Consider the following 14,877-nt stretch of genomic DNA (forward strand, 5'->3'; position numbering starts at 1 on the left):
TCCCACCAGATGCTGGACATGATCGCCGTGGGCAGCGTTGGTCGGCGGGTGAGCTAAGCCGCCAGCGGCTTCCAGCGCTTGATGACAACCGGGTCAGCATGTGGGGCAGGCCATACCTGCAGTCGAAGACGCTCCATGGTCGCCGGATCGTCGTCGGAATCAATGCCGAGATGTTCTTCTTCGGCCAGGTTGCTTCTCGCGGCGCGTACGCGAACCGGTCCCGCCGCTACCCGGAACCGTGCGGCCTCCGGCTCGTAGTCGGTGCAGCCCATGACGACGAGTCGACCCGAGGAAACTTGCAAGCTTGCCTCCACGACGTGGTCGAACTCCGCGCTGTCGTCTTCTGGCGCTGCCTCCAACACCTCCACGGTTACCGCCACGTTGACGTTGACGGTGGTGCCGACGGCCATGGCGTCCGTGTCGACGGCAAGGTTGTCGAGCACCGCCTCGTCGGTCCAGGCGTCCCCAAGATCGGTGACGGATCCGTCATCGAACAGGTGGACCTGGTAGTAGTCCGCGAAGAGTTGCAGCTCCGTCGCGATCAAGGCACCCTCCCAGTCTTCGCGCCCTGCTCAGTCTCGTAGCAGACCAAGGTCGACTGTCAAGCATCTGGTGGACGGATTCCGGCGGGCTCGGCTGATCCTTGACGCTCGACCCGTTATCCGATCCTGCGATGATGATGCCCGTGTCGAGCAGCGAGGCAGACAACACCCGGACTTTGCGACTGATCGGCTACTGGTGTGAGCCAGGCGAAGAGCACTGGCCCGACGCCGCGCTTTTCGTGGACCGCGAGGCCGATGTGGCGAGCCAGCGACGGGTAAGCGACTACCTGCGTGGCGGCACGTGGTTCGTGGCTACAGCGGGCCATTCACTGTGTCGGCTGTGTGGCACCAGCAATGGATCCACCGAGCTGACCGACGGCAAGTACTTCGTGTGGCCAGAGGGGCTCGCGCACTACATCGACGCGCACAACGTGCGACTCCCCAATGAGATCATCGAGCTGATGGATCAATCGCCGGGACCCGTCGACGTGGAAGCGTTCGAGCGTGATGTCCTCGAAACGGAACAGGTTGTCATCGACATCGCCTGGTGGCTCTCGGTGCGTGGCTCACAGTCCCGAACCCGATCGCAATCCTAAGCGTCAAGCATCCTGCGACGCCGTTCCGGGCGGGTTCAACCATCATGCGAGACCAGGCATCGCCGGCAGCCGGAGCCGACCCAAGTTCAACGCGCGCGTGTGGAAGCCCGCGATCCGTGCGACCGGGATCGAGGACACGCGGCACAACGGGATGCACGTGCTCCGGCACACCTACGCGTCGGTTCTCCTCGACGCCGGGGAGAGCGTCAAGGCGCTGTCGGCATACCTCGGCCACGCCGACCCCGGCTTCACGCTGCGGGTCTACACGCACCTGTTACCCAGCAGCGAGGATCGGACCCGCCGGGCCATCGACGAAGCCTTCGCCGACGACCCGGAGACCGGTGACGGCCCGGCGACGGCCTGATCACGGTCCAAGGGGCGTTGTCGAGTGCTTCTGCCCAGCTCACAACCCCTCCGCCTGCTACTTGGCGTTGAAGTAGTTGGCGTCCGGGTGGTGCACGACGATCGCGTCGGTGGCCTGCTCCGGCACCAGCTGGAACTCCTCCGACAGCTGCACGCCGATCCGCTCCGCGCCGAGCAGCTCGACCACCTTCGCCCGGTCCTCCAGGTCCGGGCAGGCCGGGTAGCCGAAGGCGTACCGGCAGCCGCGGTAGTCGGTGCGCAGCAGGCCGGCGAGGTCGGCCGGGTCGTCGTCGGCGACGGTACGGCCACCGGGCAGCACCAGCTCGCTGCGCACCCGACGGTGCCAGTACTCCGCCAGCGCCTCGGTCAGCTGCACGGACAACCCGTGCACCTCCAGGTAGTCGCGGTACTCGTTGCGGGCGAACATCTTGGCCGTGTACTCGCTGACCGGCTGGCCGACGGTGACCAGCTGCAGCGCGACCACGTCGAGCTTGTCGCCCTTCGGCGCGAAGAAGTCGGCGAGGCAGAGCCGCCGCTCCTGCCGCTGCCGCGGGAACCTGAACCGCGCCCGCTCGGAGTGGCCGTTCTCGTCGAGCACGACAAGATCGTTCCCCTCGGAGTACGCCGGGAAGTAGCCGTAGACGACGGCGGCTTCGAGCACCTTGTCGGCGGTGAGCCGGTCGAGCCAGTAGCGCAGCCGCGGCCGCCCCTCGGTCTCGACCAGCTCGTCGTACGACGGGCCGTTGCCGCCGCGCGAGCCGCGCAGCCCCCACTGGCCGAGGAAGGTGGCGCGCTCGTCGAGCAGGGTGGCGTACTCCGCGAGCGGGATGCCCTTGACCACGCGGGTGCCGAAGAACGGCGGGGTGGGGATGTCGACCTCGCGGGCCACGTCGGAGCGGACCGACGCGTCGTCGAGGTCGGGCAGCGCCTCGGAGACCAGGGCGCGCTGCCGTTCCCGGCGCGCCCGGCGCGCGGCCAGGGCCGCCTCCCGCTCGGGGTCGACGACCGCGGCGCCGCCGCGCTTGGCGGTCATCACCCGGTCCATCAGGGACAGTCCCTCGAAGGCGTCGCGCGCGTAGTGCACCTGTCCGGGGTAGAGCGACCGCAGGTCGTCCTCGACGTACGCCCGGGTCAGCGCGGCACCGCCGAGCAGCACCGGCCAGCGCTCCGCGACCCCGCGGGTGATCATCTCCTGGAGGTTCTCCTTCATGATCACAGTGCTCTTGACCAGCAGGCCGGACATGCCGATGGCGTCGGCGCCGTGCTGCTCGGCGGCCTCCAGGATCGCGCTGATCGGCTGCTTGATGCCGATGTTGACCACGTCGTAGCCGTTGTTGGACAGGATGATGTCCACCAGGTTCTTGCCGATGTCGTGCACGTCGCCCTTGACCGTGGCGAGCACGATGCGGCCCTTGCCGGCGTCGTCGGCCTTGTCCATGTGCGGCTCGAGATAGGCGACCGCCGTCTTCATCACCTCGGCCGACTGCAGCACGAACGGCAGCTGCATCTGCCCGGAGCCGAACAGCTCACCGACGACCTTCATGCCCTCCAGCAGGGTGTCGTTGATGATCGCCAGCGCGGACCGCTGGGTCAGCGCCGCGTCGAGGTCGGCCTCGAGGCCGTTGCGCTCGCCGTCGATGATGCGCCGCTTGAGCCGCTCGTCCAGCGGCAGCGCCGCCAACTCCTCGGCGCGGGTCGCCCGCGCGGATGCCGCGTCGACGCCCTCGAACAGCTCGATGAAGCGCTGCACCGGGTCGTACCCCTCGCGGCGGCGGTCGTAGATCAGGTCGAGGGCGACCTCCCGGTGCTCGTCGGGGATCTTCGACATCGGCAGGATCTTGCTGGCGTGCACGATGGCGCTGGTCAGCCCGGCCTGCACGCACTCGTGCAGGAAGACCGAGTTGAGCACCTGCCGGGCGGCCGGGTTGAGGCCGAACGAGACGTTGGAGATGCCGAGGGTGAAGTTGACGCCCGGGTAGCGGCGGGCGATCTCGCGGATCGCCTCGATGGTCTCGATGCCGTCGCGCCGCGTCTCCTCCTGCCCGGTGGCGATCGGGAAGGTCAGCGCGTCGATCAGGATGTCCGACAAGTGCATCCCCCACCGGCCGGTGAGGTCCTCGATCAGCCGCACCGCCACCCGTACCTTCCACTCGGCGGTGCGGGCCTGACCCTCCTCGTCGATGAGCAGCGCCACCACCGCGGCGCCGTGCTCCTTGACCACCGGCATCACGCGGGCGTAGCGGGAGTTCGGGCCGTCGCCGTCCTCGAAGTTGACGGAGTTGACGACGCAGCGCCCGCCGAGCATCTCCAGGCCCGCCTCGATGACGGCCGGCTCGGTGGAGTCCAACATGATCGGCAGCGTCGACGCGGTGGCGAACCGGCCGGCCAGCTCCCGCATGTCCAGGGTGCCGTCGCGCCCCACGTAGTCGACGCAGAGGTCCAGCAGGTGCGAGCCGTCCCGCGCCTGGCCGCGCGCGATCTCGACGCACGCCTGCCAGTCGGCGGCGAGCATCGCCTCGCGGAACGCCTTGGAGCCGTTGGCGTTGGTCCGCTCCCCCACCATCAGCACGCTGGCGTCCTGCGCGAACGGCACGTGGTGGTAGATCGAGGAGACGCCCGGCTCGGGACGCAGCTCGCGCGGGCGGGGCGCGGCGCCGTGCAGCCGCTCGGCGAGCACCCGGATGTGCTCCGGGGTGGTGCCGCAGCAGCCGCCGACCAGCCCGACGCCGTAGTCGGTGACGAACTGTTCGAGCGCGTCGGCCAGCTCGTCCGGGGTGAGCGGGAAGTACGCGCCGTCGGCGGTCAGCACGGGCAGCCCGGCGTTGGGCATCACCGACAGCGGGATGCGCGAGTAGCGGGACAGGTAGCGCAGGTGCTCGCCCATCTCCGCCGGCCCGGTCGAGCAGTTCAGTCCGATCAGGTCCACGCCGAGCGGCTCGATGGCGGTCAACGCCGCGCCGATCTCGCTGCCGATCAGCATGGTGCCGGTCGTCTCGACCGCGACGTGGCAGATGATCGGCACCTGCCGGCCCAGCTCGGCCATCGCCCGCTTAGACCCGACCACGGCGGCCTTGACCTGCAGCAGGTCCTGGCAGGTTTCGATGATGAGCGCGTCGGCGCCGCCGGCGATCAGGCCGCCGGCGTTCTGCGCGTACGCGTCGCGCAGGGTCGCGTAGCTGGCGTGTCCCAGCGTGGGCAGCTTGGTGCCCGGCCCGATCGAGCCGAGGACGAAGCGCGGCCGCTCCGGCGTCGCGTACGCGTCGGCGGCCTCGCGGGCCAGCCGGGCGCCCACCTCGGACAGCTCCCAGATCCGGTCCTCGATGCCGTACTCGGCGAGGTTGGGCAGGTTGGCGCCGAAGGTGTTGGTCTCGACGCAGTCGGCGCCGGCGGCGAGGTACGCCTCGTGCACACCGCGGACCACGTCCGGACGCGTGACGTTGAGGACCTCGTTGCAGCCCTCGTGGCCCTGGAAGTCGTCCAGGGTCAGGTCAGCCGCCTGCAGCATCGTGCCCATCGCCCCGTCGGCGATGAGGATCCGGTGGGCGAGCGCGTCAAGCAGGGAAGTCGGCACGTCCCTAGGCTAATGCCCGCCGCGCGTGCCACCGATCGCCAAGCTTTGCGCTCCCACATTATGTGATGGGCATCGCTCGACCGTCGGCCTCTGTCGGCCTGCCCCGGCGTGCCGCCCGGACACGTCCCGGCGGCGGGAAGGCGACGGCGCGGCCACCGGGACGCAACCCGAGCAGGCACGTAGGCTGGCGGATGTGAGGGATGAAAGGTATGCCGTGACCATCCGCCGCAAGGAGACGTCGTGAGCGAGTTCGACGGGCTGCCCATGCTGCGCTCGCCGGTGGCGATCGCGGCGTTCGAGGGGTGGAACGACGCTGCGGACGCGTCGACGGCCGCGGTGGAGCACCTGGAGCAGGTGTGGCAGGCGCGGGAAGTGGCGGCGCTGGACCCGGAGGACTTCTACGACTTCCAGGTGAGCCGACCCAACATCACCATGGCCGACGGGGAGACCCGGCGCGTCGAGTGGCCGACCACCCGGTTCATGGTCGCCAGCCCCGAGGGCACCGAACGGGACGTGGTGCTGATCCGCGGCATCGAGCCGAGCATGCGCTGGCGCACCTTCTGCGAGCAGGTGCTCGAGGTCTGCCACAGCCTGGAGATCAACCGCGTGGTGCTGCTCGGCGCGCTGCTCGCCGACGTGCCGTACACCCGGCCGCTGCCGATCAGCGGCAGCGCGTCCGACAAGGACGCGGCGGAGCGCTATCAGCTGGTGCCGACCCGGTACGACGGCCCGACCGGGATCGTCGGGGTGCTGCAGGACGCGTGCAACCGCGCCGAGGTCGACGCGGTGTCGTTCTGGGTGCACGTGCCGCACTACGCGAACAACCCGCCCTGCCCGAAGGCGACGCTGGCCCTGCTGCACCGCGTCGAGGAGGTGCTCGACCTGCCGGTGCCCACCGCGGACCTGGCCGAGGAGGCCGCCGAGTGGGAGCAGCGGGTGCGCACCGCTGCCGAGCAGGACGCCGAGCTCGGCGAGTACGTGCGCGAGCTGGAGGAACGCGTCGGCGATGAGGGCATCCAGCCGCTGACCGGCGACGAGATCGCCCAGGAGTTCGAGAAGTACCTGCGGCGGCGCGGCGGGTCCGCGGGTCCCACCGCCGGCTCCTGGTAGTCCGCTCCCCCGGTTTCGCCAACGGCCCGTCGACCCCCGTCGGCGGGCCGTTTTCGCGTGTCGAGTGCGCGGCGCCACACCCCGTAAGGCATCCTAGGAGGCTAGGTGTACGAGTGGAGGTGGAGGCGTGACGATCAATCCGGGCGCCGCCGAGGTGCCGCACCGGCAGATCGCCGAGCAGCTGCGCGCGCAGATCCGGCGCGGCGACTGGGCGCCGGGCGAGCGGCTGCCCTCGATCCCGGCGATCGCCGAGATGTTCGGGGTGGCGAAACAGACCGTCCAGCGCACCATCGACCAGCTCCGCGTCGAGGGGCTGTTGATCACCAAGCCGGGCTCCGGGACGTACGTCCGGGGCACCCGGCGGCGGCTCAACCGGCTCTCCCGCGGCCGCTACGGCGGACACCGCGGCTACCACGCGGACCTCGCGGCGCGCTACCGGCAACACCTGGTCGAGGTCGGGCGCGCGCCCGCCCCGCCGGAGGTCGCCGACGCGTTCGGCGTCGCCGACGGCACCGAGCTCCTGGTACGCCGCCACATCGTGCGCACCGAGGACTCCCCCGTCGAGGTCGGCGCCTCGTGGTTCCGGGTCGCCGACGCGGCCGGCACGTCGCTGGAGCGGATGGAGGCGTTCGGGCGTCCGCTGTACCAGGAGGCCGAGGAGGCGATCGGCCGGCCGTACGTCTCCGCCCGCGACACGATCAGCGCCCGGCAGCCCAGCCGGGAAGAGGCCGAGCTGCTGCAGATCCGCCCCGACACCCCCGTGCTGCACCTGCTGCACGTGGCGTACGACGCCGCGCACAAGCCGCTCGAGGTCGCCCAGGCGACCTGGCCGGGCCCGGTGACCACGCTGACCGAGGAGTACCGGATCCCCGCGCCGCAGCCCGACCCGGACCCCGATCCGGGCCTGGTGCTCGGGTAACCGCCCAAGGCCGGTCGACGCCGGCGCCCGCCGGCGCCGGGGTCAGAGGCGGATGCCGAGCAGCGCGTCGACGGTGTCGGCCAGCAGCGCGGGGGCCTCGCGGTCGTCGCCGGAGCCGGCCAGCGCCGCGTCCGCCCACGCGTCCACCACCGCCAACGCGCCCGGCGTGTCGAGGTCGTCGGCGAGCCGGGCGCGGACCGCGGCCAGCAGCCCGGCGCCGGACGGCCCGGCCGGGGCCGCCGCCGCCTCGCGCCAGCGCGCCAGCCGCTGCTGCGCGGTCTTGAGCACGTCGTCGGTCCACTGCCGGTCGCCCCGGTAGTGCTCGGCGACGAGCCCCAGCCGCAGCGCCATCGGGTCGACGCCGTCGCCGCGCAGCCGGGAGACGAAGACCAGGTTGCCCTTGGACTTCGACATCTTCTCGCCGTCCAGGCCGATCATCCCGGCGTGCACGTAGTGCTGGGCGAACGGGGCCTTGCCGGTCAGCCGCTCGGCGTGCGCCGCCGAGCACTCGTGATGCGGGAAGAGCAGGTCGTTGCCGCCGCCCTGCACGTCGATGGTGTCGCCGAGCAGGCCGAGCGCGATCACCGTGCACTCGATGTGCCAACCCGGTCGCCCGGGGCCGAGCCGGCCCCCCTCCCAGGCCGGCTCGCCGTCGCGCGCGCCGCGCCACAGCAGCGGGTCGAGCGGGTCGCGCTTGCCCGCCCGGTCGGGGTCGCCCCCGCGCTCGGCGAAAAAGGCGAGCATCTGGTCGCGGGAGAGGTTGGACTCGTAGCCGAAGGCCGGCGCGGCGGTGATGTCGAAGTAGACGTCGCCGGTGCCGTCGGAGAGCCGGTAGGCGGCGCCGTCGTCGAGCAGGGCACGGATCTTCTCGGCGATGGCGGGGATGGACTCCACGGCGCCGACGTAGTGCGCCGGCGGGATCATCCGCAGCGCCTCCATGTCCTCGCGGAACAGCGCGGTCTCCCGCATGCCGAGCACGACCCAGTCCTCGCCGTCGCGCGCGGCGCGCTCCAGCAGCGGGTCGTCGATGTCGGTCACGTTCTGCACGTACGTCACGGCGTGGCCGGCGTCGCGCCACATCCGCTGCACCAGATCAAAAGTGATCATGGTGGCGGCGTGTCCCAGGTGGGTCGCGTCGTACGGCGTGATGCCGCAGACGTACATCGTCGCCGTGTCGCTCGGTCGGGTCGGGTGGACGGCGCGCCGCGCCGAGTCGTACAACGCGAGCGGCTGCCCCGTGCCCGGCAGCCGCGGCACCTGATGCCCGGTCCAAGACTCCATGATTGCCAGCCTAACCAGCGGCGGTCGGGCGGCGCGGCGCGGCCGTAGTGATCAACGCGACAGCGCCGCGGGTGGCGGCGCGCCGCCGAGCCGTCAGATGGGCGGCCAGGGCATGGCGGGCCAGTCCTCCGGGGGCAACGGGAACTGGTTGGTCGAGAGCAGCCGGCGCACCCGCGAGCCCACCTGGTGCACCTCCGCGACGGTCAGGTGCTCGGCCAGCTCCGCCGCCAACGGCCCGTCCAGCGCGGCCGCCAGCCGGCGCAGCACCTCGACCGCCTCCTCCGGCAGCCGCCGCTCGGACCAGCCCCACAGCACCGTGCGCAGCTTGTCCTCGACGTGGAAGCTGACGCCGTGGTCGACGCCGTACACCCGGTCCTGCGGACCCATCAACAGGTGGCCGCCCTTGCGGTCGGCGTTGTTGATCACCGCGTCGAACACCGCCATCCGGGCCAGCCGCGGATCGTCGGCGTGCGCCAGCGCGTACGCCCGGCCGTCGTCGCCGCGGGCGGCCGCGATCCGGAACCATCCGGCGGGCAGCTCGCGGGCGGGCACGAAGCCGACCAGCGGCTCCGCCTCCGCGGGCTCGTCGATCCAGAGCTGGCAGGCGCCCGGCCCGAGCGGGCCGTCGCGCAGCACGGTGGGGGGCACCAGCCCCCAGCCGGTGGCCCGGGACACCAGGTACGCGGCGACCTCGCGGCCGGCGAGCGTGCCGTCCGGAAAGTCCCAGAGCGGCCGCTCGCCGCGCACCGGCTTGTAGACGCAGCGCGCGGTCACCCCGTCGAGCGTCAGGAACGCGCGCAGCGTCGTGTTGGAGGCGTCGACGAGCCGCCCCTCCAACTCCACCTCGCCGCTTCGCAGCAGCCGCAGCGCGTCACTCTCGTCGAGCACAGGTTGCAGACCCGAGGTCACGACGCTCAGCGGTGGTAGCCGTTGTGGCGGGGACAGAGGTGGCCGGCGGGGTCCAGCGGCTGGCCACAGAGCGGGCAGGGTGGGCGACCGGCCGCGACCACGCGCCGGGCGCGCTCGATGAACCCGCGCGCCGCCTCCGGGGAGATCCGCACGCGCAGCCGGTCGAGGTCGTCATCGGGCTCCTCGTCCGTCTCCTCGACCTTGTCGCCCTCGCTGAGCTCCACCGCCTCGGTCTCGCCCGTCGCGATCGCCTCGATCACGACGGTCGCGGTGTCGACGTCGAAGGCGAGCCCGAGCGTGCCGACCCGGAACTCCTCGTCGACCGGGGTGTCCAGCGGGTCGTTGTCGGACGGTGCGGCCACACCCTCGGGCAGCTGGACGCCGAAGCGGCGGTGCGCCTCGGCGAGCAACTCCTCGAGCTTCTCGGCCAGCAGCGACACCTGGACCTTCTCCAACGCCACGCTGACCAGCCGCCCGCCGCCGCGGGCCTGCAGAAAGAACGTCCGCTCGCCCGGCGGACCCACGGTCCCAGCGACGAACCGCTCCGGCGGTTCGAAGGCGTGCACCTGGTGGGTCATAACCAGACCCTATCCGGCGGCGAACCCGGCCGCGCAACGCACCGACGGAGAATCGCCGGGGGTTGCCCGCCGCGGGACAATCCCCGCTATCGTGACGGCCCCTTGTCGCCCCCGCCACCGCCACCGCCGCCCACCGCGGCGTCCGAGTCGCCCGGCCGGGGCCGGCGGGAACGCCGGCGCTTGGGCGTGATGAGCCCGGCGAGGTCGCCGCCGGTGTCGTTGAGGCGCAGCAGGAACGGCCGGATCGGGGTGTAGCGGATCACCGTCACGGACGCGGGATCGGCCACGATCCGCTGAAAATGATCCAGGTGTACGCCGAGCGCGTCCGCGACGATCGCCTTGATGATGTCGCCGTGGCTGCACGCCAGCCAGATCGCCTCCGGCCCGTGCTCGGCCTCGACCCGGGCGTCCCAGCGCCGCGCCGCGGCGACCGCGCGCGCCGACATCGCCGCCATCGACTCCCCGTCGGGGAAGACCGCCGCGCTGGGATGCTGCTGCACGACCGGCCAGAGCGGGTCCTTGGCGAGCTTCTTGAGCGGCTGCCCCTCCCAGGCGCCGTAGGCGCACTCGATCAGCCCCTCCTCCACGGTCGGGGTCGCCTGCGGCAACGCCAGCTCCAGCGTCTGGCGGCAGCGCACCAGCGGGCTGGTCACCACGGCCGCCAGCGGCATCGCGCGCAGTCGCTCGCCGACCGCGGCGGCCTGGGCGCGTCCGGTGTCGTCGAGCTCGACCTGCTGGCGGCCGGCGAGGCCCCCGCCGGCGTTGGCGGCGGTACGGCCGTGTCGCAGAAGCAGGAGGGTCGCCACCCCGTCAGCCTACGGGTGCACCGGATCCCGACCGGGCCCGGCGCACCCGTGGCGCTCGGTCGTGCCGGCCCCGGCCCGGCGCACCGCGGTGCTACGTGGCGGAGATCGTGCCGGTCATCAGCAGCGCCATCACCAGGCTGCCCAGTGCCACCCGGTACAGCACGAACGCGTAAAGGCTGTGGTGGGCGACGTAGCGCAGCAGCCAGGCGATCGCCGCGTAGCCGACCCCGAACGCGATCACGGTCGCGACGACCATCTGCGGGCCGCTCGGCACCGAGGTGCCGTCCTCACCGGGCGCGAACACGTCCGGCAGGCTGAACACGCCCGACATCACCACCGCGGGGATGGCGAGCAGGAACGAGAACCGGGCCGCCGCCTCGCGCGTCAGGTTCAGCAGGAGTCCGGCGGTCAGGGTGCCGCCCGAGCGGGACACCCCGGGGATCAACGCCATCGCCTGGGCGAAGCCCATCACGACGCTGTCGCGCATGTTCAGCCGCGGCAGCGTCCGGGTCTGGCGCCCCCAGTACTCGGCGAAGGCCAGGATGAAGGCGAACACGATCAGCACGGTCGCGGTGATCCAGAGGTTGCGGGCCGCGCCGCGGATGGCGTCCTTGAACAGCAGCCCCAGGATGCCGATCGGGATCGAGCCGACGATGACGTACCAGCCCATCCGGTAGTCCGGGCTGCTGCGCACCGACCGGTCCCAGATCCCGACGATCCAGGTCTTCGCGATCCGCCAGATGTCCTTCGCGAAGTAGAGCAGCACCGCGGCCTCGGTGCCGAGCTGGGTGACCGCGGTGAACGAGGCCCCGGCGTCGTGCTCGAAGAAGAGCGCGGACGTGATCCGCAGGTGCGCGGAGGAACTGACCGGCAGGAACTCGGTGAGCCCCTGCACGATCCCGAGGACGATCGCCTCGATCCAGCCCATCTGGTTCACTCGCCGACCCCGGACAGCTCGAGCGCCTCGGCGACCGTGCGCAGGGTCTGCACGCCGCTGTCCACGTCGGCGGCGAAGAGCGTCACCGACAGGGTGGTGACGCCGGCGGCCGCGTACTCCCGCATCCGCTCCGCGATGCGCTCCTTCGGGCCGAGCAGCGAGGTGCGGTCGATGAACTCCATCGGCACCGCCGCCGCGGCGTCGCGCTGCCGCCCCGACAGGTAGAGCTCCTGCACCTCGCGCGCGGCGTCGCCGTAGCCCATCCGGGTGGCGAGCTGGTTGTAGAAGTTCTTCTCCCGGCTGCCCATCCCGCCGACGTAGAGCGCGGCGTACCAGCGGACCAGCTCGGCGCAGGACGCGACGTCGTCGCCCACGACGACGGGGACGCTGGGCACGATGTCGAAGCCGGCCAGCTCCCTGCCCGCCCTGGCCCGCCCGGCCCGCACCGCGGCGAGGTGCTCCTCGGCGAATTCGGGGGCGAAGAAGATGGCCAGCCAGCCGTCCGCGATCTCCCCGGCCAGTTCGAGGTTCTTCGGGCCGACGGCGGCCAGGTAGATCGGGATGTGGTCGCGGTGCGGGTGGAAGCCGAGACGCAGCGCCTTGCCGGGGCCGTCGGGCAGCGGCAGCGTGTAGTGCGCGCCGTCGTACTCGACCTGCTTGCGCGCGATGGCCAGCTTGACGATGTCGACGTACTCGCGGGTGCGCGCCAGCGGCTTGCCGAAGCGGACCCCGTGCCAGCCCTCCGACACCTGCGGGCCGGAGACGCCGAGCCCAAGCCGGAACCGGCCGCCGGAGAGCGTGTCGATGGTCGCGGCGGTCATGGCCGTCGCGGCGGGCGTCCGGGCCGGGATCTGCATCACCGCGGCGCCCAGGTCGATCCGGGACGTCTGGCCGGCCATCCAGGCCAGCATGCTCGGCGAGTCCGAGCCGTAGGCCTCGGCCGCCCACACCACCGAATAGCCGAGCCGGTCGGCCTCCTGCGCCAGGGCGAGATGCCCGGCCGGTGTGCTCCACGCCGTCTGATATCCGAGGCTGAGTCCGAGTCGCACTGATCCTCCCCCATCAAGGCGGCGACCGAGCCGGCCTGTCGCGCACAGCGGCTCCGGCGCCACGAGTCGCACCAGAGGTTACGCAATGGCTCGGATACGCCGGTTCACCGGTCGGGGAATCGGCGCCCGCATCGAGCGGGGAGATGATTCAACGCTTGACCGGTGCGAGGATATCGGCGACGCGATGTTCTGAATAAGGTTCAACCATGCAACAGCGACCGCTGGGCCGAAGCGGGCTGGCGGTTTCCCGGCTCGCGCTCGGCACCATGACGTGGGGTCGGGACACCGACGCGGACGACGCTGCCGCTCAGCTGAAGAGCTTCCTCGACGCCGGGGGCAACCTCATCGACACCGCCGACGTGTACGGCGACGGCGACGCCGAGGCGGTGATCGGGTCGCTGATCGGCACGCTCGTCCCCCGCGACGACCTGCTCATCGCGACCAAGGCCGGGCTGCGGCCGGGGCCGGGGCGACGCCGCGACGGCTCCCGCGGGCATCTGCTGCGCACCCTGGACGCCTCGCTGCGCCGGCTCGGGACCGATCACGTCGACCTGTTCCAGGTGCACGGCTGCGACCCGGACACCCCGCTGGAGGAGACGCTCGCCGCGCTCGACCACGCGGTGGCCAGCGGACGCGTGCGCTACGTCGGGATCTCGAACTTCTCCGGGTGGCAGACCGCCCGCGCGGCGACCTGGCAGGCGGCCTACCCGGGTCGGGCGCCCGTGGTCGCCACCCAGGTGGAGTACTCGCTGCTGGAGCGGGGCGTCGAACGCGAGGTGCTGCCGGCCTGCGCGGCGCTCGGGCTCGGCGTGCTGCCGTGGTCGCCGCTCGGACGCGGGGTGCTGACCGGCAAGTACCGGCACGGCCGGCCGGCGGACTCCCGCGCCGCCTCGCCACACTTCGAACCCTTCGTCGCCACCTATCTCGAGCCGCGCTGCTCGGCGATCGTCGAGGCGGTGGTCACCGCCGCCGGCGGGCTCGGCGTCGCGCCGCTGGAGGTGGCGCTGGCGTGGATCCGCGACCGGCCCGGCGTGGTCGCCCCGATCCTGGGGGCCCGGACCGTCGGGCAGCTGCAGGGCGCGCTGCAGGTGGAACGGATGACGCTGCCGGAAGAGATCGCGATCGCCCTCGACGACGTCTCCGCGGTGCCGGTCGGCTACCCGGAACGGGAAGGCTGACACGCCCGGTGCGACGCGAGGTACCCCACCCGCTGCCGTGACATACCTCAAATGCGGCCCCGGCTGCGCCGAGGGGTGGTGCCGGCGGCGCGGGCGCGGGCAGGATAGAGCGCATGGACTACGAATACGCGCCGTTGCGGTTGCCGCCGAATGTCGATCGGGTGACCGCGGCGGCGCAACTGGCGATCCAGGCGGAGTTCTCCGGTTGGGAGTTGGCCCGGGTGCGGCTGTTCCGCGACGGGACGCGGCAGGTCATGCTGCGTCGCCGCGTCGCGGACCGGCCGCAACCGGGCCTCTCCTACTGACGACCCGGGGCGGCTAGGCCGGCTCGACGTCGGCATCCAGCGGCATGAACGGGTGCTCGTCGAGCCGGCCGACGAGACGGTCCCCCTCCGCCGGCCGGAACGGGCCGGCGCTGTCGTCCTCGTCGAACGCCTCGAGGTCGAGCCGCTCGGCGACCTCGTGCACCGTCACCACCCCGTCGAGCGGCTCCAGCTCCGGGATGTCCAGGGCGCCCAGCGACCCGTCGCCCGCCTGCAGCAGCTCCAGCACCGCCTCGCCGACGGTCTCCACGGGCTCGCTCTCACCGTCGTCCGGCGTGCCCTCGCGGCGCGCCGCCTCCGCGATCCGGATCAGCGCCGCCACGCTGGGCACCCGGTAGTCGCGCCGCTGCCGCACCGACACCACGTGCGGGTGCGGGTCGGCCGGCGCCGCCCCGTCGACGCCGCCGATGCCCACCCCGAACCGCTGGTCGGCCTCGTCGGGGTCGATGGACTCCACGTCCCACGGCGTCACCTCGCCGTACGCGTCGAGCAGCAGCTCGTCGTACTCGTACGAGGCGTTGTTGAGCGCGACGTACGCCTGCCAGACGCCGTCGTCGTCGATCCGACCCTGCGCGCCCTTGACCGCGGCCAGGTGCGTCCGGGCGGCCTCGATCACCCGCTCCAGGGCGGCGTCGAGCTCCGCGTGCTGGTCGGTCATGGTCTGGTTGTCCCTTCGCCGATGATGGTTGGTGCGACCCGCCCCGCGCCGGGGCGG

At 72.0% G+C, this 14,877-nt stretch carries 15 protein-coding genes; 6 read left to right on the forward strand and 9 right to left on the reverse strand.

Annotation, left to right across the window (positions count from 1 at the left end; genetic code table 11):
• Window positions 1–53: 53 nt before the first annotated feature.
• Window positions 54–545 carry a hypothetical protein gene (locus BLW47_RS14620; RefSeq protein ID WP_091556589.1) on the reverse strand — a complete coding sequence of 164 codons (492 nt, stop codon included), beginning with the start codon at window positions 543–545 and terminating at the stop codon, window positions 54–56.
• A 140-nt stretch (window positions 546–685) separates the two neighbouring features.
• Between BLW47_RS14620 and BLW47_RS14625 the strand changes: the two genes are divergently transcribed.
• Entirely contained in the window at window positions 686–1,138 is a 453-nt protein-coding gene (locus BLW47_RS14625) for a hypothetical protein (protein WP_139307299.1), read from the forward strand.
• 97 nt (window positions 1,139–1,235) lie between these two features.
• Window positions 1,236–1,502: a tyrosine-type recombinase/integrase gene (locus BLW47_RS14630; RefSeq protein ID WP_217634851.1), complete on the forward strand. Its 267-nt coding sequence runs from the start codon at window positions 1,236–1,238 to the stop codon at window positions 1,500–1,502.
• A 57-nt stretch (window positions 1,503–1,559) separates the two neighbouring features.
• Here the strand turns inward: BLW47_RS14630 and metH are convergent, their stop codons facing one another.
• Window positions 1,560–5,072, reverse strand: a complete 3,513-nt coding sequence (metH, locus tag BLW47_RS14635) for a methionine synthase (protein ID WP_175543634.1) — start codon at window positions 5,070–5,072, stop codon at window positions 1,560–1,562.
• A 240-nt stretch (window positions 5,073–5,312) separates the two neighbouring features.
• On the opposite strand from metH, the gene BLW47_RS14640 reads away from it, so the two are divergent.
• Window positions 5,313–6,182, forward strand: coding sequence for a PAC2 family protein (locus BLW47_RS14640; protein WP_091556594.1), 870 nt, complete (start codon window positions 5,313–5,315; stop codon window positions 6,180–6,182).
• 127 nt (window positions 6,183–6,309) lie between these two features.
• Window positions 6,310–7,101, forward strand: coding sequence for a GntR family transcriptional regulator (locus BLW47_RS14645; protein WP_091556597.1), 792 nt, complete (start codon window positions 6,310–6,312; stop codon window positions 7,099–7,101).
• Window positions 7,102–7,143: 42 nt separating this feature from the next.
• Here BLW47_RS14645 and mshC read toward each other — a convergent pair whose 3' ends face one another.
• The 6 genes from mshC to BLW47_RS14675 form a co-directional block, all read right to left on the reverse strand.
• Window positions 7,144–8,382 (reverse strand): cysteine--1-D-myo-inosityl 2-amino-2-deoxy-alpha-D-glucopyranoside ligase, encoded by a 1,239-nt coding sequence (gene mshC, locus BLW47_RS14650; protein WP_091556600.1) that lies wholly within the window; start codon window positions 8,380–8,382, stop codon window positions 7,144–7,146.
• Window positions 8,383–8,475: 93 nt separating this feature from the next.
• Entirely contained in the window at window positions 8,476–9,279 is an 804-nt protein-coding gene (locus tag BLW47_RS14655) for an SCO1664 family protein (protein WP_245736662.1), read from the reverse strand.
• Window positions 9,280–9,296: 17 nt separating this feature from the next.
• Complete coding sequence (locus tag BLW47_RS14660) at window positions 9,297–9,869, reverse strand: DUF3090 domain-containing protein (protein WP_091556604.1); 573 nt, start codon at window positions 9,867–9,869, stop codon at window positions 9,297–9,299.
• Between the two features lie 86 nt (window positions 9,870–9,955).
• Window positions 9,956–10,675: an MSMEG_4193 family putative phosphomutase gene (locus BLW47_RS14665; protein ID WP_091556606.1), complete on the reverse strand. Its 720-nt coding sequence runs from the start codon at window positions 10,673–10,675 to the stop codon at window positions 9,956–9,958.
• A gap of 91 nt (window positions 10,676–10,766) precedes the next feature.
• On the reverse strand, window positions 10,767–11,603 hold the full coding sequence (locus BLW47_RS14670; protein ID WP_091556840.1) for an undecaprenyl-diphosphate phosphatase: 837 nt from the start codon (window positions 11,601–11,603) through the stop codon (window positions 10,767–10,769).
• A gap of 5 nt (window positions 11,604–11,608) precedes the next feature.
• Window positions 11,609–12,661 carry an LLM class F420-dependent oxidoreductase gene (locus BLW47_RS14675; protein ID WP_091556609.1) on the reverse strand — a complete coding sequence of 351 codons (1,053 nt, stop codon included), beginning with the start codon at window positions 12,659–12,661 and terminating at the stop codon, window positions 11,609–11,611.
• A 206-nt stretch (window positions 12,662–12,867) separates the two neighbouring features.
• Between BLW47_RS14675 and BLW47_RS14680 the strand changes: the two genes are divergently transcribed.
• Together BLW47_RS14680 and BLW47_RS14685 are read left to right on the forward strand one after the other, a co-directional pair.
• The gene (locus BLW47_RS14680; RefSeq protein ID WP_091556612.1) at window positions 12,868–13,839 is read left to right on the forward strand and encodes an aldo/keto reductase; all 972 of its coding nucleotides are present in this window, start codon (window positions 12,868–12,870) and stop codon (window positions 13,837–13,839) included.
• Window positions 13,840–13,952: 113 nt separating this feature from the next.
• Window positions 13,953–14,144 carry a DUF5703 family protein gene (locus BLW47_RS14685; RefSeq protein WP_091556614.1) on the forward strand — a complete coding sequence of 64 codons (192 nt, stop codon included), beginning with the start codon at window positions 13,953–13,955 and terminating at the stop codon, window positions 14,142–14,144.
• A 13-nt stretch (window positions 14,145–14,157) separates the two neighbouring features.
• Here the strand turns inward: BLW47_RS14685 and BLW47_RS14690 are convergent, their stop codons facing one another.
• Window positions 14,158–14,820 carry a hypothetical protein gene (locus BLW47_RS14690; RefSeq protein ID WP_091556616.1) on the reverse strand — a complete coding sequence of 221 codons (663 nt, stop codon included), beginning with the start codon at window positions 14,818–14,820 and terminating at the stop codon, window positions 14,158–14,160.
• Window positions 14,821–14,877: the final 57 nt, after the last annotated feature.

It is taken from the genome of Micromonospora pattaloongensis, assembly GCF_900107255.1.
Lineage (GTDB): Bacteria > Actinomycetota > Actinomycetes > Mycobacteriales > Micromonosporaceae > Micromonospora_I > Micromonospora_I pattaloongensis.